The 16,488-nt window shown below is 66.9% G+C and carries 11 protein-coding genes; 3 read left to right on the top strand and 8 right to left on the bottom strand.

Annotation, left to right across the window (positions count from 1 at the left end; translation table 11 throughout):
• The first annotated feature begins 97 nt into the window (after positions 1 to 97).
• Both ACN22W_RS02025 and ACN22W_RS02020 read left to right on the top strand, forming a co-directional pair.
• A complete protein-coding gene (locus tag ACN22W_RS02025; protein WP_129513542.1) occupies positions 98 to 1,360 on the top strand; it encodes an MFS transporter in 1,263 nt (420 codons plus the stop codon).
• A gap of 25 nt (positions 1,361 to 1,385) precedes the next feature.
• Positions 1,386 to 2,669 (top strand): D-amino acid dehydrogenase, encoded by a 1,284-nt coding sequence (locus tag ACN22W_RS02020; protein WP_419686000.1) that lies wholly within the window; start codon positions 1,386 to 1,388, stop codon positions 2,667 to 2,669.
• Positions 2,670 to 2,754: 85 nt separating this feature from the next.
• Here the strand turns inward: ACN22W_RS02020 and thpR are convergent, their stop codons facing one another.
• The 6 genes from thpR to ACN22W_RS01990 form a co-directional block, all read right to left on the bottom strand.
• Positions 2,755 to 3,321 (bottom strand): RNA 2',3'-cyclic phosphodiesterase, encoded by a 567-nt coding sequence (gene thpR / locus ACN22W_RS02015; protein WP_419685998.1) that lies wholly within the window; start codon positions 3,319 to 3,321, stop codon positions 2,755 to 2,757.
• Complete coding sequence (locus ACN22W_RS02010; RefSeq protein ID WP_343494095.1) at positions 3,318 to 4,808, bottom strand: alanine/glycine:cation symporter family protein; 1,491 nt, start codon at positions 4,806 to 4,808, stop codon at positions 3,318 to 3,320. The genes thpR and ACN22W_RS02010 overlap by 4 nt, the downstream gene beginning before the upstream one ends.
• Positions 4,809 to 5,103: 295 nt before the next feature.
• Positions 5,104 to 6,075, bottom strand: a complete 972-nt coding sequence (locus ACN22W_RS02005) for a phytanoyl-CoA dioxygenase family protein (RefSeq protein ID WP_419685996.1) — start codon at positions 6,073 to 6,075, stop codon at positions 5,104 to 5,106.
• A 170-nt stretch (positions 6,076 to 6,245) separates the two neighbouring features.
• On the bottom strand, positions 6,246 to 7,712 hold the full coding sequence (locus ACN22W_RS02000) for a glutamate synthase subunit beta (RefSeq protein WP_048251422.1): 1,467 nt from the start codon (positions 7,710 to 7,712) through the stop codon (positions 6,246 to 6,248).
• A gap of 85 nt (positions 7,713 to 7,797) precedes the next feature.
• A complete protein-coding gene (locus ACN22W_RS01995; RefSeq protein WP_419685994.1) occupies positions 7,798 to 12,501 on the bottom strand; it encodes a glutamate synthase-related protein in 4,704 nt (1,567 codons plus the stop codon).
• 288 nt (positions 12,502 to 12,789) lie between these two features.
• On the bottom strand, positions 12,790 to 13,503 hold the full coding sequence (locus ACN22W_RS01990) for a transposase (protein ID WP_006477151.1): 714 nt from the start codon (positions 13,501 to 13,503) through the stop codon (positions 12,790 to 12,792).
• A 193-nt stretch (positions 13,504 to 13,696) separates the two neighbouring features.
• Here ACN22W_RS01990 and ACN22W_RS01985 point away from each other — a divergent pair, with 193 nt between their 5' ends.
• Complete coding sequence (locus ACN22W_RS01985) at positions 13,697 to 14,428, top strand: OmpW/AlkL family protein (protein ID WP_193097500.1); 732 nt, start codon at positions 13,697 to 13,699, stop codon at positions 14,426 to 14,428.
• A 163-nt stretch (positions 14,429 to 14,591) separates the two neighbouring features.
• Here the strand turns inward: ACN22W_RS01985 and ugpQ are convergent, their stop codons facing one another.
• Both ugpQ and ACN22W_RS01975 read right to left on the bottom strand, forming a co-directional pair.
• Positions 14,592 to 15,356: a glycerophosphodiester phosphodiesterase gene (gene ugpQ / locus ACN22W_RS01980; RefSeq protein WP_129513537.1), complete on the bottom strand. Its 765-nt coding sequence runs from the start codon at positions 15,354 to 15,356 to the stop codon at positions 14,592 to 14,594.
• A 28-nt stretch (positions 15,357 to 15,384) separates the two neighbouring features.
• Positions 15,385 to 16,470, bottom strand: coding sequence for a sn-glycerol-3-phosphate import ATP-binding protein UgpC (locus ACN22W_RS01975; protein WP_048251426.1), 1,086 nt, complete (start codon positions 16,468 to 16,470; stop codon positions 15,385 to 15,387).
• Between the last annotated feature and the right edge of the window lie 18 nt (positions 16,471 to 16,488).

Here is a 16,488-nt window from a genome sequence, read left to right as displayed (position 1 = left end):
CACGAACCCGCATCGGCCTTTTTTTGGCCGGCCCCATCGCGACCGTAAAATAACCGCCACGCGGCAGCGCGAGACGAGACAAGAGGGGACGGCAAGCATGCAGGCATTCCAGTGGTTCAACGAATTGTCGTCGCGCGAGCGCAAGACGCTGTACGCCGGATTCGGCGGCTACGCGGTCGATGCGTTCGATTTCATGATCTATTCGTTCCTGATTCCGACGCTGATCGCGACCTGGGGCATGTCGAAGAGCGAGGCCGGGATGATCGCGACGAGTTCGCTGATCTCGTCGGCGATCGGCGGCTGGGTCGCCGGCATCCTCGCCGACCGCTACGGCCGCGTGCGTGTGCTGCAATGGACGATCGCGACGTTCGCACTGTTTACGTGCCTGTCCGGTTTCACGCACTCGTTCTGGCAGCTCCTTGCGACGCGCACGCTGCAGGGCTTCGGCTTCGGCGGCGAATGGTCGGTCGTGACGATCATGATGGCCGAGACGATCCGCTCGCCCGAGCATCGCGCGAAGGCCGTGGGCACCGTGCAGAGCAGCTGGTCGTTCGGCTGGGCCGCGGCCGCGATCCTCTACTGGGCGTTCTTCGCGCTGCTGCCCGAGCAGGTCGCGTGGCGCGCATGCTTCTGGATCGGCATCGTGCCCGCACTGTGGATCCTCTATATCCGCCGCAACGTCAGCGATCCGGACATCTACACGGCCACGCGCCGCGCGCGCGACGAAGGCCGCGTGTCGGGCCACTTCCTCGAGATCTTCTCGCCGCCGCACCTGCGCGCGACGCTGTTCGGCAGCGCACTGTGCACCGGGATGCTCGGCGGCTACTACGCGATCACGACCTGGCTGCCCACCTACCTGAAAACCGTCCGCCACCTGTCCGTGTTCAACACGAGCGGTTATCTCGTCGTGTTGATCGTCGGCTCGTTCGTCGGTTACGTGGTCGGCGCGATCCTGTCCGACCGGCTCGGCCGCCGCGCGTCGTTCATCCTGTTCGCGATCGGCTCGTTCTCGCTCGGCATGGCGTACACGATGCTGCCGATCACCGATACCGCGATGCTGCTGCTCGGCTTCCCGCTCGGCATCGTCGTGCAGGGCATTTTCGCGGGCGTCGGCGCATACCTGTCGGAGCTGTATCCGGGTGCGATCCGCGGCTCGGGCCAGGGCTTCTGCTACAACCTGGGCCGCGGGCTCGGATCGTTCTTCCCGATCCTCGTCGGTTCGCTGTCGCAGTCGATGTCGCTCGTGAAAGCGATCGGCCTCGTCGCCGGTGGCGGCTACCTGCTCGTGATCGTCGCCGCGCTCGTGCTGCCGGAAACGCGCGGCAAGTCGCTCGTCGACGAGCCGGCCGTCGCATCGTGAGCACCCGCTTCGTTCCGGAAACCGCATGCACGTGATCGTTCTCGGCGCCGGCGTGATCGGCGTCACCACCGCCTGGCACCTGCGCGAAGCAGGCTGCGACGTCACCGTGATCGAACGCGAGGCCGATGTCGCACAGGCGACAAGCCTCGGCAACGCGGGCGTGATCGCGCCCGGCTACGTGACGCCGTGGGCCGCCCCCGGCATGCCCGGCAAGATCCTCAAGTACCTGTTCAAGCCCGCGTCGCCGCTGATCTTCCGGCCGACGCTCGATGCCGCGCAGTGGCGCTGGATCGTGCGCTGGCTGCGCGAATGCGAATTCGAGCGGTTCCGCGTGAACAAGCAGCGGATGCAGCGCATCGCATATTACAGCCGCGCGTGCCTGCACGGGTTTCGCGAGCGTTATCCGTTCGACTATGGCGCGAGCCGCGGCTACCTGCAGCTGCTGCGCGGCGCGTTCGACGTCGAGATGGTGCAGCCCGCGCTGAAGGTGCTGCGCGACGCCGGCATCGCGTTTCGCGAACTCGACGCGGCCGGCTGTACGGCGATCGAGCCGGGCCTGCGCTGGGCGCGGCAGGCGCCCGTCGGCGGCATCTACCTGCCCGACGACGAAGCCGGCGACTGCGCACGCTTCACACGCGAACTGCGTGCATTGTGCGACGCGAACGGCGTGACGTTCCGCTTTCGCACCGAGATCCGCGCGCTCGACGTCGCGGGCGGCAAGGTGCGCGGCGTGCGGATCGATTCACCGGACGATGGGGCCGCCGCACGAAGCGATGCCCCGCTCGCGGCCGACGCGATCGTCGTCGCACTCGGCGTCGACAGCGCCGGCCTGCTGCGCCCGCACGGCATCGACGTGCCGCTGTATCCGGTGAAGGGCTACTCGGCGACGCTCGCGGTTATCGACGACGAAAAGGCACCGCGCGCCGCGCTGATGGACGAATCGCTGAAGACGGCGATCACGCGCTTCGGCCCGACGCTGCGCGTCGCGGGCACCGCGGAACTCGGCAACCGGCACGCGGCGCTGCGGCAGCAGGCGCTCGATACGCTGATGAAGGTGCTCGACGACTGGTTTCCGCACGCGGCCGATCGCGCGTCGGCGCGCTTCTGGGTCGGCCGCCGGCCGATGACGCCCGACGGGCCGCCGCTGCTCGGCGCGAGCGGGATCGACGGGCTCTGGCTCAACGTCGGCCACGGCTCGACGGGCTGGGCGATGTCGATGGGTTCGGGGAAGGTGCTGGCGGATCTCGTCACGGGACGCGAACCGGAGATCGATCTGTCGGGCCTGACGCTCGCGCGTTACGACCGATAGGCTCGGCACCGGGCAACGCCGTCGACGCAATGCGCGGGCGCGATACGCGCAGCGTGCGGCCATCGCGGTGCGTCGCGAGAACCGCTCAACCCGCTGCCCGGCCTTCCGCCCAGGCGATCGGCGCCGACACGATCGGCCGATGCGATACGCCCTCGTGCGACAGCCGGCTTTCGAACAACGTCAGCGCCTCGATGCGCAGCACGACCGCCCGCCCCGGCGCGCCACCGTGCGCGGGCTGGCCGACCGCGTCGTGCGGCAGCCGCGCGAGCGTCACGTGCGGCCGGAACGGCCGCCGGTCGGCCGGCACGCCGAGTCCGCGCAACAGCGTTGCCAGCCCCGCATTCAGCGCGACGCACGCGGGTTCGGCCTCGAGCTCCGCGACGATCAGCCGCGCGCGCGGCAGGCTCGGCCACCACGCGATCCGCTCGACCGGCAGCAGCGGCAGCGCATGCGCGGCCGCGAGCGCGGGCAGGTGCGCGGCCAGCGCGTCGCAACGTTCCCGTTCGATCGCGCCGATGAACGCGAGCGTCATGTGCAGTTGCGCGGGCAGCGTGCGCCGCGCTCCGCGGGTGACCGGCAACGCGTGCAGCGCGTCGCGCGACGCCGCATCGGGCATCAGCGCGACGAACGCACGGAGCCGGTCGCCGTTCATGACTCGCTCACCGCGGCACGCGGCGCGCGCGCCGGATCGGCCGAAGCGGGACGCTGCGGCAACGGGCCGTGCTCGCCCCACACGTCGGCCGGCAGCACGCGCGCGAGCTCCGGGATCGTGTTGCGCGTGAACACCGGATCGGCGACGCCTGCCGCGCGCTGGCGGCGATAGTCGGCCCACGCGGCGTGCGCATACTTGCCGAGCGCGAGGATCGCGATCAGGTTGATGATCGCCATCAGCCCCATGCTCGTATCGGCCATCGCCCACACGAGCGGCAGTTGCCCGACGCTACCGAACATCACCATCCCGAGCACCGCGACGCGGAACAGCGGCAGCACGCCGCGTCGCTTCGTGATGAATTCGACGTTGCCTTCCGCATACGCGTAGTTGCCGATCACCGACGAGAACGCGAGGAAGAAGATCGCAACGGCCATGTAGATGCCGCCCCAGTCGCCGACGTGGCTCGAGATCGCACGCTGCGTGAGCGCCGCGCCTTCCATGCCGGTGCCGAGCTCGTACTGGCCCGACAGCAGGATCACGAACGCGGTCGCGCTGCAGATCACGATCGTGTCGACGAACACGCCGAGCATCTGGATCAGCCCCTGCGTGACCGGGTGCCGCGTGCTCGCGGTCGCGGCCGCGTTCGGCGCGCTGCCCATCCCCGCTTCGTTCGAGAACAGGCCGCGCTTCACGCCGATCGCGATCGCCTGGCTGACCGCATAACCCGTCAGGCCGCCCGCCGCCTGCTCGAAGCCGAACGCGCTTTTCACGATCAGCATGATCACGCCCGGCACCAGCGCGATGTGCGTCGCGACCGCGTACACGGCCAGCGCGAGGTAGCCGATCGCCATCAGCGGCACGATCACCTGCGCGACCGTCGCGATCCGGCGGATGCCGCCGAAGATGATCGGTGCGCTCAGCAGCACGAGGCCGAGGCCGACCGTCTCGCGGCTCAATCCGAACGACGTATGGAACGCATCGGCGATCGCGTTGGCCTGCACCGCGTTGAACACGAAGCCGAACGCGAGGATCAGCGACAGCGAGAACAGCACGCCGAAGGCGCGCGAACGCAGGCCCGTCTGGATGTAGTACGCGGGGCCGCCGCGATAGCTGCCGTCCGGGTGCGAGACCTTGAAGATCTGCGCGAGCGTCGCCTCGACGAACGCCGACGACATCCCGACCAGCGCCGTCATCCACATCCAGAAGATCGCGCCCGGCCCGCCGACCGTCAGCGCGACCGCGACGCCGGCAATGTTGCCCGTACCGACGCGGCTCGCGAGCCCGGTCGCGAACGCCTGGAACGACGAAATGCTGCCCGGCTCGCCCTTGCTGCCGACCAGTTTCATGCTGAGGAACAACGCCTTCAGCTGGATCATCCGGAACCGCAACGTGAACCACGCACCGGCGCCGAGCAGCAGCGCGATCAGCACGTAATTCCACAACACGCCGTTGACGGCGTCGATCAGCCCATGCACGAATGCTTCCATCCGGTTTCCTTGTAAATAGGGTCAGTTACATGCAGCCACCGCGAACGCGGCCCGAGGGGCGACATGATATGACAGTTTTCAAGGATTATTACAAAACGAAAGGAATAGAGATGCCGAGAAATTGAGGACGGATGTCATCAGGTTAGACGACGCTTCGCGAAAATGCGGAAGGCCGAACAAAGGCGGACGGTGAGACACGCAGCGGCGCTGTCGACGTTACGGCATGGTGTCGAAGCAATTTACCAGCTGTCCGGCGGCGCCTCGCCAACCTTCGCGTGCGCCACCGCCCCTCCGGTCAGCGAAGCCGCCATTCGACAGGGATGTCGAAGACCAGCCCGGACAATCCGCTGGCGAGCACGACTCGCGCGAAATGTGCCCAAGACGGGTCGATGGCCGCGAATTGCTCGTATTGCAGGATCTGCTTGGCGATCAATTCGAGCCGAAGGCCGGCGGCGGGCAACACGTCGGGCTTCAGCAGCGGCGGATTCAACGGGCCCAGTGCCTCGACCTGCGCGCCGATCGACATGCTGATGCGCGATGTCTCCGAGAGCGTGCTGCCGCGGCTACCCCAATGCAGCAGGGACTGGCTCCACATCATCAGATCGCCGGCGGCGCCGGGGAGCGCACGGATATCCCGCACGTCGAATCCGGCTTGCGACACGCGATCCGTGCCGTGATCGGGATCGCGATGCTTCGGCAGCAGCATCACGCAACCGGTGGACGAATCGACGGGCGTCAACGGCATCCACAGCGACAGCGCGCCGGCGCGCCCGTCCGGCAGCAGCGATCTCGCCCCCGCATCGCGGTGCATGCTCCAGCCGGCCTGCCCCGCCTTCGCGCTGACGTGCCAAACCCAGAAATCCGGCATCAGCATGAAGGCCGTGGTACCCAGCGCTGCCGCGACGACCTTCTGCAGCCGCCAGTAGGTGAGCCAGAATTCGTCGCACACGAAAGCGAACACCGGCGGAATGCCGGTCTGCGCGAGGCTCGTCACCATGTCGCGCATCGCGGCAAGCGGGAAGGTGCTGCGCACGTCGTCGGCCGGCGTGAACTGCGCGAAGCCTTCCAGCGTCATCCGCGCGCCGATCGCGTCGACGACACGCATGTCGACGTCGATCTGCCGCTGCTGCGCGACGAATGCGTGGTCTTCGACATGTAGGCCTTGCCCGTGTGAAAGCAGCAGCGCAACGACGTCCCCCAGCCGAACGCGGTTGCCGTCGGCCGTGAAGCACGGGCGGGTGATTTCCGGAGCGTTGTCTCGAAACATGGTGTGCAAGACGCGATCGTGGTTGACGCAGGAATCGGTCGTCGATCGGGCCGGTGCCCTGCACGGTGTTCCGTGCATGTTAAGCGGCAACCTGCCGGCCGTGCACGTAAAAAAACCGGGCGCCCTGTCGGACGCCCGGTTTTCGTCGAAACCCGCTTGCGCTATTCAGCTCAGCGCGGCAGTTCCGTATGCCCCATCAGGTACGCATCGACCGAACGCGCGCACTGGCGGCCTTCGCGGATCGCCCACACCACGAGCGACTGGCCGCGGCGCATGTCGCCCGCCGCGAACACCTTGTCGACCGACGTGTAGTACGAGCGATCGCCTTCGGTCGCCGCACGCGCGTTGCCGCGCGCGTCCTTCGCGACGCCGAACGCGTCGAGCACCGGCGCGGCCGGCTGCGTGAAGCCCATCGCGAGCAGCACGAGATCGGCCTTCAGCTCGAACTCGGAGCCCGGCACTTCCTGCATCTTGCCGTCCTTCCACTCGACGCGCGCCGCGATCAGCTTCTCGACCTTGCCGTTCTTGCCTTCGAGACGCTTCGTCGCAACCGCCCAGTCGCGCTCGCAACCTTCCTCGTGCGACGACGACGTGCGCAGCTTGATCGGCCAGTACGGCCACACGAGCGGCTTGTTTTCCTCTTCCGGCGGCTGCGGCAGCAGCTCGAACTGCGTGACCTGCTTCGCGCCGTGGCGGTTCGACGTGCCGACGCAGTCCGAACCCGTATCGCCGCCGCCGATCACGATCACGTGCTTGCCCTTCGCAACCAGCTGGTCGACGAGCTTGTCGCCCGCGTTCACGCGGTTCTGCTGCGGCAGGAAGTCCATCGCGAAATGGACGCCGGCGAGCTCGCGGCCCGGCACCGGCAGGTCGCGCGGCGTTTCCGAACCGCCCGCGATCACGACTGCGTCGAATTCTTCCTTCAGCGTGTCCGGCGAGATGGTTTCCTTCGCGAGGCTGCCGATCGACTCGGGCAGCGGATCCTTGCCGATGAACACGCTGGTGCGGAACGTCACGCCTTCCGCTTCCATCTGGCGCATGCGGCGATCGATCAGCCACTTCTCGAGCTTGAAGTCGGGAATCCCGTAACGCAGCAGGCCGCCGACCCGGTCGCTCTTCTCGAACACCGTCACGTCGTGCCCCGCGCGCGCGAGCTGCTGCGCGGCGGCGAGGCCCGCGGGGCCCGAACCGACGACGGCAACCTTCTTGCCCGTCTTGTGCTCGGCCGGCAGCGGCTTCACCCAGCCTTCCGCCCAGGCCTTGTCGATGATCGCGTGCTCGATCGACTTGATGCCGACCGGGTCGTCGTTGATCCCGAGCGTGCACGCGGACTCGCACGGTGCCGGGCAGATCCGGCCCGTGAATTCCGGGAAGTTGTTGGTCGAATGCAGGACTTCGATCGCCTGCTGCCAGTCCTGGCGGTAAACGAGATCGTTGAAGTCCGGGATGATGTTGTTGACCGGGCAGCCGTTGTTGCAGAACGGGATGCCGCAATCCATGCAGCGCGCGCCCTGGACCTTCGCGTCCGCGTCGGTCAGTGCCGCGACGAATTCCTTGTAGTGCTTCACGCGCGTGAGCGGTGCTTCGTACGCCTCGTGGCGGCGTTCGAACTCCAGAAAACCGGTTGCCTTGCCCATAAGGTGCTCTTCTGTTCGGTGTATCGGGTGGGGGAGCCGCGCGCGGCAGTCATGCGCGCGCGGCATTCGCTATGTCGTTCGTCGCTCAGGCGGCCAGCACTTCCTTCGCCGCCTTCTTCGCACCGATCTCGCCGAGCGCGCGCTTGTATTCGTGCGGGAACACCTTCACGAACTGGCGGCGCGCCGCGTCCCAGTTTTCCAGCAGCGACTTCGCGCGCGGCGAACCCGTGAACTGGAAATGACGCTCGACGAGCCCCTTGAGCAGCGCTTCGTCCGTCGTGTCCGCATGCCAGAGCGCGCGGTCGACCGTGCGCTCCTGCTCGGCCGCCTGCAGCACCGGCTCGAGCGCGACCATCGACTTGTTGCACTTCGCCGCGAACGTGCCGTCCGGATCGTAGATGTACGCGAGGCCGCCCGACATGCCGGCCGCGAAGTTGCGCCCCGTCTCGCCGAGCACGACGACCGTGCCACCCGTCATGTATTCGCAGCCGTGGTCGCCCGTCCCTTCGACGACCGCCGTCGCGCCCGAGTTGCGCACGCAGAAGCGCTCGCCCGCGACGCCGCGGAAGAACGATTCGCCTTCGATCGCGCCGTACATCACCGTATTGCCGCAGATGATGTTTTCCTCGGACTTGCCGCGGAAGTCGTTGGTCGGGCGGATGATGATCCGGCCGCCCGACAGGCCCTTGCCGACGTAGTCGTTGCCGTCGCCGACGAGGTCGAGCGTCACGCCCTTCGCGAGGAACGCGCCGAAGCTCTGGCCGGCCGTGCCCTTCAGCTGGATGTGCACCGCGTCGTCGGCCAGGCCGTCGTGGCCGTGCTTCTTCGCGATCACGCCCGACAGCATCGCGCCGACCGTCCGGTTCACGTTGCGCACCGGCTGGATGAACGACACATGCTCGCCGTTCTCGATCGCGGCCTTCGCCTTCTCGATCAGCACGTGGTCGAGCGCGCGCTCGAGGCCGTGATCCTGCACGTCGACGTGACGCGGCGCGACGTCCTCGCACTCTTCCGGCTGGTAGAACACGCGCGAGAAGTCGAGGCCCTTCGCCTTCCAGTGCTCGACGCCCTTGCGCGTGTCGAGCAGGTCGGCGCGGCCGATCAGGTCGTCGAACTTCGCGATGCCGAGCTGCGCCATGATCTCGCGCACTTCCTCGGCAACGAAGAAGAAGTAGTTCACGACGTGCTCGGGCTGGCCCTGGAACTTCGCACGCAGCACCGGATCCTGCGTCGCGACGCCGACCGGGCACGTGTTCAGGTGGCACTTGCGCATCATGATGCAGCCCTCGACGACGAGCGGCGCCGTCGCGAAGCCGAATTCATCCGCGCCGAGCAGCGCGCCGATCACGACGTCGCGGCCCGTCTTCATCTGGCCGTCGGCCTGCACGCGGATGCGGCCGCGCAGGCGGTTCAGCACGAGCGTCTGCTGCGTTTCGGCCAGGCCGAGTTCCCACGGCGTGCCCGCATGCTTGACCGACGACAGCGGCGATGCGCCCGTGCCGCCGTCATGGCCGGCGATCACGACGTGATCGGCCTTCGCCTTCGCGACACCGGCCGCGACCGTGCCGACGCCCACTTCCGACACCAGCTTCACCGAGATGCTCGAGCTCGGGTTCACGTTCTTCAGGTCGTGGATCAGCTGCGCCAGATCCTCGATCGAGTAGATGTCGTGGTGCGGCGGCGGCGAGATCAGGCCGACACCCGGCACCGAGTAACGCAGCTTGCCGATGTACTCGGACACCTTGTGGCCCGGCAGCTGGCCGCCTTCGCCCGGCTTCGCGCCCTGCGCCATCTTGATCTGGATCTGGTCGGCCGACGCGAGGTACTCGGCGGTGACGCCGAAACGGCCCGACGCGACCTGCTTGATCTTCGAGCGCAGCGAATCGCCGTCCTTCAGCGCGATGTCGCTGACGATTTCATCGCCGATCACCGACTTCAGCGTCTCGCCGGCCTTGATCGGGATGCCGCGCAGCTCGTTGCGGTAGCGCTTCTGGTCCTCGCCGCCTTCGCCGGTGTTCGACTTGCCGCCGATCCGGTTCATCGCGATCGCAAGCGTCGCGTGCGCCTCGGTGCTGATCGAGCCGAGCGACATCGCGCCCGTCGCGAAGCGCTTGACGATGTCCTTCGCCGATTCGACGTCGTCGATCGGGATCGCCTTGGTCGGCTCGACCTTGAACTCGAACAGGCCGCGGAACGTCATGTGACGCTTGGTCTGGTCGTTGATCAGGTGCGCGTATTCCTTGTACGTCTGGTACGAGTTGCTGCGCGTCGCGTGCTGCAGCTTCGCGATCGAATCCGGCGTCCACATGTGGTCTTCGCCGCGCACGCGGTACGCGTACTCGCCGCCCGCATCGAGCATGTCGCGCAGCACCGGGTTGTCGCCGAACGCGTCGCGGTGCAGGCGGATCGCCTCTTCCGCGACTTCGAACAGACCGATGCCGCCGACCTTCGACGCCGTGCCCTTGAAGTACTTCTCGACGAGGTCGCTCGACAGGCCGAGCGCTTCGAAGATCTGCGCACCCGTGTACGACATGTACGTCGAGATGCCCATCTTCGACATCACCTTCTGCAGGCCCTTGCCGACCGCCTTCGTGAAGTTGTAGACGGCCTTCTCCGGCGACAGGTCGCCCGGCAGGCCTTCGGCCATCTTCGCGAGCGTTTCCATCGCGAGATACGGGTGCACGGCTTCCGCGCCGTAGCCCGCGAGCAGCGCGAAGTGGTGCGTTTCACGCGCGGAGCCCGTCTCGACGACGAGGCCCGTGCTCGTGCGCAGCCCTTGCTGGACGAGGTGCGTGTGGATCGCCGACGTGGCGAGCAGCGCCGGAATCGCGACGTGCTCGGCATCCGTCTTGCGGTCCGACACGATCAGCATGTTGTAGCCCGACTTCACCGCGTCGACGGCTTCCGCGCACAGCGACGCGAGGCGCGCCTCGATGCCTTCCTTGCCCCACGCGACCGGGTAGCAGATGTTCAGTTCGTACGCGCTGAACTTGCCGCCCGTGTACTGGTCGATCGCGCGGATCTTCGCGATGTCCTTGAAGTCGAGCACCGGCTGCGACACTTCGAGACGCATCGGCGGGTTGATGTTGTTCGTGTCGAGCAGGTTCGGCTTCGGGCCGATGAACGACACGAGCGACATGACCATGTTCTCGCGGATCGGGTCGATCGGCGGGTTCGTGACCTGCGCGAACAGCTGCTTGAAGTAGTGATAGAGCGTCTTGTTCTTGTTCGACATCACCGCGAGCGGCGAGTCGTTGCCCATCGAACCGACGGCCTCTTCGCCCTGCTGCGCCATCGGCGCCATCAGGAACTTCAGGTCTTCCTGCGTGTAGCCGAACGCCTGCTGGCGGTCGAGCAGCGCGGCGCCCTGCGTGCGGCCGGCCGCGACTTCCTCGGCCTTCGGCTCGATCTCGTCGAGCTTGATGCGCACGGCGTCGATCCAGCTCTTGTACGGCTTCGCGTTCGCGAGGTTGTCCTTCAGTTCCTTGTCGTCGATGATGCGGCCGTGCTCCATGTCGATCAGGAACATCTTGCCCGGCTGCAGGCGCCACTTCTTGACGATCTTCGATTCGGGGATCGGCAGCGTGCCGGCTTCCGACGCCATGATGACGAGGTCGTCGTCCGTGACGATGTAGCGCGCCGGACGCAGGCCGTTACGGTCGAGCGTCGCGCCGATCTGGCGACCGTCGGTGAACGCGATCGCGGCCGGGCCGTCCCACGGCTCCATCATCGCGGCGTGGTATTCGTAGAACGCGCGGCGGTTCTCGTCCATCAGCGTGTGCTGTTCCCACGCTTCCGGGATCATCATCATCACCGCGTGCACGAGCGGGTAGCCGGCCATCACCAGCAGTTCGAGACAGTTGTCGAACGATGCGGTATCCGACTGGCCCGGGTAGATCAGCGGCCAGAGCTTCGGCAGGTCGTCGGCGAGCACGTGCGACGCGATCGCGCCGGTGCGTGCATTCAGCCAGTTCACGTTGCCCTTCACGGTGTTGATCTCGCCGTTGTGCGCGATCATCCGGTACGGGTGGGCCAGTTCCCACGCCGGGAACGTGTTGGTCGAGAAGCGCTGGTGCACGAGCGCGAGCGCCGACACGACGCGCGCGTCCTGCAGGTCGCGGTAATACACGCCGACCTGGCCCGCGAGCAGCAGCCCCTTGTAGACGACCGTGCGCGCCGACATCGACGGCACGAAGTATTCCTTGCCGTGCTTGAGCTTCAGCGCCTGGATGCGGTGGCTCGCCGTCTTGCGGATCACGTACAGCTTCCGCTCGAGCGCGTCCGTCACCATGATGTCCTTGCCGCGGCCGATGAAGATCTGGCGGATCAGCGGCTCGCTCGCCTTCACGGTCGGCGAAATCGGCATCGCATGGTCGACCGGCACGTCGCGCCAGCCGAGCACGACCTGGCCCTCGGCCTTCACCGTGCGCTCGAGCTCCTGCTCGCACGCGAGACGCGATGCGTTTTCCTTCGGCAGGAAGATCATCCCGACCCCATATTCACCGGCCGGCGGCAGCATCACGCCCTGCTTCGCCATTTCCTCGCGATAGAACGCGTCCGGAATCTGGATCAGGATGCCCGCGCCGTCGCCCATCAGCGGATCGGCACCGACCGCGCCGCGGTGGTCGAGGTTCTCGAGGATCTTCAGACCCTGCTGGATGATCTCGTGGCTCTTCTTGCCCTTGATGTGAGCGACAAAGCCGACGCCGCAGGCGTCGTGTTCGTTTTGCGGGTCGTACAGACCTTGTGCGGCGGGCACCGCGGCGAGCGGCTGCTGGTGGTCGTTCATGGGGACACCGTCGTAAAGGGGGCCTGGAGGGCCGTTGAACCATTTTTTGTTGCCGTCATCCCGCTCCCGACGGGAGACGGCGCGGCCGTCAGTGGCTGGGCATGCTTCTCCCGGGCCACCGGAATTCGGAATATACGCGACGAATCAAAGGAATAGCAACAAAAACCGCTTGATCGAACCCCAATTAAACAGATGCTTCGATCTGGTGCCATTTTATTGGGGCCGTATCATTTTGGTGCAAAAAGAAGCGGCGCACGCAGCGCCGCCTCCTCGACCGCCGTTCCCGCGTTACTGCTGAATCGGCGGCGTGTTCTCACGCACCTTTCTGGGGCGTCCGCGCGGCAGCGGCGACACGCGCCGGTTCGCGGTACGCGCCGCCCACTCGCGATAATTCTCGCCGCCGAGCACCCAGCCCTTGAGCGTCGCCTGCTGCAGCTGGTCGGCCTGCCGCTCGTCGAGCGGCTGCTCGCACAGCTCCTTGTACGCACGCTGACGGTCGAACGGCGTGTTGCCGAGCGCCCAGTAGAGCGGATGGTCGGTGATCAGGCTGTCGACGGTGAGCCCGACGTGATGCCGGTAGCTCGACCACCGATAGGCTTCGGGCGTCGCGACGAGCTGCGCGCGCACCGGGCTCATCTCGACCACGCGGCTCGCGAGCAGGAAATAGCGCTCGCCTTCGATCACCGTCGCGCGATAGCGGCCTTCCCACAGGGTGCCGCGCCGCGAATAGCGCCGGTTGAAATGCGCGACGTAACGACGGCCGACGGCCTGCATTGCCTTCGGCAGGCTCGCCTCGTCGCTCGGTGTCACGAGGAGTTGCACCTGGCGCGGCAGCAGCACGTAGGCATGCACCGACAGGTGATGATCGCGTGCGGCGGCCTTCAGGCAATCGATGAAGAGTTCGTAGTCCTGGTCGTCGACGAACGCGGGTTGCTGATCCAGGCCGCGCAGAATCACGTGCTGCGGCTGGTCGGGAACGTAGAGTCGTGCTAACCGTGCCATGCTGAATGTCCGTTTGAACGCGTTAGGAAATACCCGTAGGTCCGAAAATGCGCACCTGCGTAGAATGCCTGTCCCTGCGGCGCGCGAAAGCGTACGGTCGTACGAATCCTAGGGAGAAAACTCTAACTTACGAGCTTGTTTGGTTTTAAACGCAGTCGTCATAATGAGCACGCCTTTGATCGGAGGAGACACAATGAAACGAAAACTGGCCATTACGGGGGCCGCAGCGCTCGCATTCACGTTCGCGGGCGGTACGGCACATGCACAATCCGCAGGTGATTTCTACGTCAGCACCGGCTGGCTGCACCTCGCACCGCAAGACAGCAGCGACCCGCTGTTCCTGTACGGCGTAGGCGGCACGCCCATCAACCAGTCGGTTCCCAACACCGGTGCCGGCATCAGCGATGCCGACACGCTCGCGCTGGCGACCGGCTACTTCGTGACCGACCACATCGCCACCGAGTTCATCGCCGGCATCCCGCCGAAGTTCGACATCACAGGCAAGGGCCAGTTCTCAAGTTTCGGTACGCTCGGCCGCGCGTACCAGTGGAGCCCCGCGCTCCTCCTGAAGTACTACTTCAACGACGCCAACGCGAAGTTCCGTCCGTATGTCGGCGTCGGCGCGACGTATATCTGGTTCACCGGCGCGAAGATCACGAACAGCTCGTTCGAGAACGGCGTGCTCGGCGGCCCGACCAGCGCGCAGACCAGCAACCAGTGGGCGCCCGTGTTCAACGCCGGCTTCACGTACAACTTCACGAAGCACTGGTTTGCCGGCTTCTCGATGTCGTACATCCCGGTCAGCGTGACGGCGACCTTCACGACGGCCAAGCGGACCCAGGTCGGTACGCTGACGGAAACGTCGAAGGCTCACATCTCGCTGAACCCGATCGTGACGTACCTGAACGTCGGTTACCGCTTCTAAGCGTAGTCGAATATTTGGGGAATGGTTAATCCTGCTGCAATTTGTAGCGGATTTTTCGTGACGTAACGTCTCCACGATGCAAAACGCCCCGGCGGATTCCCGTCGGGGCGTCGTTTTTTTGTCTCAGGGTCTTCCCGCACCGGCCATCGCGCGGGACCCGGCACTACGCGATGTCGTCGAGCGCGTCGGGGCCGATCAGGTCGATCCGGTCGGTACAGACCGCGTCGACACCCCAGCGGGCGAGTTCGCGCGCCCGTTCGAGGTCGTTGACCGTGTACACCAGGATCCGCAGCCCGGCAGCCTTGATCGCCCGCACGAGCGGTTCGTCGAGCCGTTTGTGGTCTGCATGCAACGAAACGCAGCCGAGCGCACCGACGACCTGCGCATGCCAGTCGTCCGGCACGGCCTCGTAAAGCATCCCGCGCGGCAGCGCCGGCACGGTCGAACGCGCCTGTTGCAGCGCATCGAACGAGAACGACGACAGCAGCGGCGGGACGTCGGCATCGCGCCAGTACGCGGCCGCATCGGCCGCCACGCGCTGCCCGGTCTCGCGCTCGCGCCCCGGGCACGGCTTGATCTCGACATTCGCGGCCAGCCCGTGTGCGATGCAGCGCGCCGCCGCCGCCTCGAGCGTCGGCATCCGTTCGCCCGCGAAGCGCGCGTCGAGCCACGCGCCCGCGTCGAGCGCGGCCAGCGCCGCATAGCGCATGTCCGCCGCCGCCCCGTGGCCGTTCGACGTCCGGTCGACCGTGTCGTCGTGCAGCAGGAACGTCACGTCGTCGGCCGACAGCTTCGCGTCGAACTCGACCATCCGGTGACCGCGTCGCGCGCCCTCGTCGAGCGCGGCGAGCGTGTTCTCCGGCGCGAGCGTGCCGCCGCCGCGATGGGCGACGACGCGTGGGTAGGGCCAGTCGGTACGGGAAGTCATCGTCGGTCTCTCGCCAGGTGCAGCAGGTTCAGTCGGCACGCTTGCCGGTCTCGGGATCGAAGAAATGCAGCCGGTGCGCGGGCAGTGCGGCCGCCAGCGCCGTGCCGCGCGCCGGACGGTCGGCGTGCGGCAGGCGCACCGCGACGTCATGATTGCCCCAGCGGCCGTGCACGAGATTGTCCGCGCCGAGCAGCTCGCACGAGTCGACGGGCAGCGTCGCCTGCGCGACGCCCGGCTGCGGCGTCATGTGTTCCGGACGCACGCCGAGCACCCAGTCGCGCCCGGTGGCGATCGCCGTGCCGATGCCGGGCGCGCCGGCGACCGGCAGCGCCGGGCCGCCGCCCGCGACCGTGAAGGTCGCGCCGTCGTCCGACAGCCGGCCGTGCATCAGGTTCATCGCCGGCGAGCCGATGAAGCCCGCGACGAACACCGTCGCCGGCTTCTCGTACACGTCGACCGGCGCGCCGATCTGCTCCGCGTAACCGCGGTTCATCACGATCACGCGCTGCGCGAGCGTCATCGCCTCGATCTGGTCGTGCGTCACGTAGACGCTCGTCGTCGCGAGCCGCGCATGCAGCCGCTGAATCTCGAGCCGCATCTGGACGCGCAGCTTCGCGTCCAGATTCGACAGCGGCTCGTCGAACAGGAACACCGACGGCTCGCGCACGATCGCACGCCCCATCGCGACGCGCTGCCGCTGGCCGCCCGACAGCTCGCGCGGCCGCCGCGCGAGCAGCGGCTCGAGTTCGAGGATCTTCGCCGCCGCGGCCACCCGCGAATCGATCGTCGCGCGCTCGATGCCACGGATCTTCAGCCCGTAGCCCATGTTCTGCGCGACCGTCATGTGCGGATACAGCGCATAGTTCTGGAACACCATCGCGATGTCGCGATCCTTCGGCTCCAGCGTGTTGACGACGCGCTCGCCGATCGCGATCTCGCCGTCCGTCACCGTCTCGAGGCCCGCGATCATCCGCAGCAGCGTCGACTTGCCGCAGCCCGACGGGCCGACCAGCACGATGAATTCGCCGTCGGCGATCTCCACGTCGATGCCATGCAGCACGTGCTGCTTGCCGTCGTAGGATTTCCTGACGCCCTTCAAGCTCAGCGCAGCCATACTTGGTCTTTCTCCCGG

Source organism: Burkholderia theae (assembly GCF_048565265.1).
Taxonomy (GTDB): Bacteria; Pseudomonadota; Gammaproteobacteria; order Burkholderiales; family Burkholderiaceae; genus Burkholderia; species Burkholderia theae.
This window is presented reverse-complemented; position numbering and strand designations above follow the sequence as displayed.

Bases quoted from the DNA above. Each gene is read 5' to 3' on its own strand.
- ACN22W_RS02025 (WP_129513542.1), top strand. From the start codon at position 98: ATGCAGGCATTCCAGTGGTTCAACGAATTGTCGTCGCGCGAGCGCAAG.
- ACN22W_RS02020 (WP_419686000.1), top strand. From the start codon at position 1,386: ATGCACGTGATCGTTCTCGGCGCCGGCGTGATCGGCGTCACCACCGCC.
- thpR (WP_419685998.1), bottom strand. From the start codon at position 3,321: ATGAACGGCGACCGGCTCCGTGCGTTCGTCGCGCTGATGCCCGATGCG.
- ACN22W_RS02010 (WP_343494095.1), bottom strand. From the start codon at position 4,808: ATGGAAGCATTCGTGCATGGGCTGATCGACGCCGTCAACGGCGTGTTG.
- ACN22W_RS02005 (WP_419685996.1), bottom strand. From the start codon at position 6,075: ATGTTTCGAGACAACGCTCCGGAAATCACCCGCCCGTGCTTCACGGCC.
- ACN22W_RS02000 (WP_048251422.1), bottom strand. From the start codon at position 7,712: ATGGGCAAGGCAACCGGTTTTCTGGAGTTCGAACGCCGCCACGAGGCG.
- ACN22W_RS01995 (WP_419685994.1), bottom strand. From the start codon at position 12,501: ATGAACGACCACCAGCAGCCGCTCGCCGCGGTGCCCGCCGCACAAGGT.
- ACN22W_RS01990 (WP_006477151.1), bottom strand. From the start codon at position 13,503: ATGGCACGGTTAGCACGACTCTACGTTCCCGACCAGCCGCAGCACGTG.
- ACN22W_RS01985 (WP_193097500.1), top strand. From the start codon at position 13,697: ATGAAACGAAAACTGGCCATTACGGGGGCCGCAGCGCTCGCATTCACG.
- ugpQ (WP_129513537.1), bottom strand. From the start codon at position 15,356: ATGACTTCCCGTACCGACTGGCCCTACCCACGCGTCGTCGCCCATCGC.
- ACN22W_RS01975 (WP_048251426.1), bottom strand. From the start codon at position 16,470: ATGGCTGCGCTGAGCTTGAAGGGCGTCAGGAAATCCTACGACGGCAAG.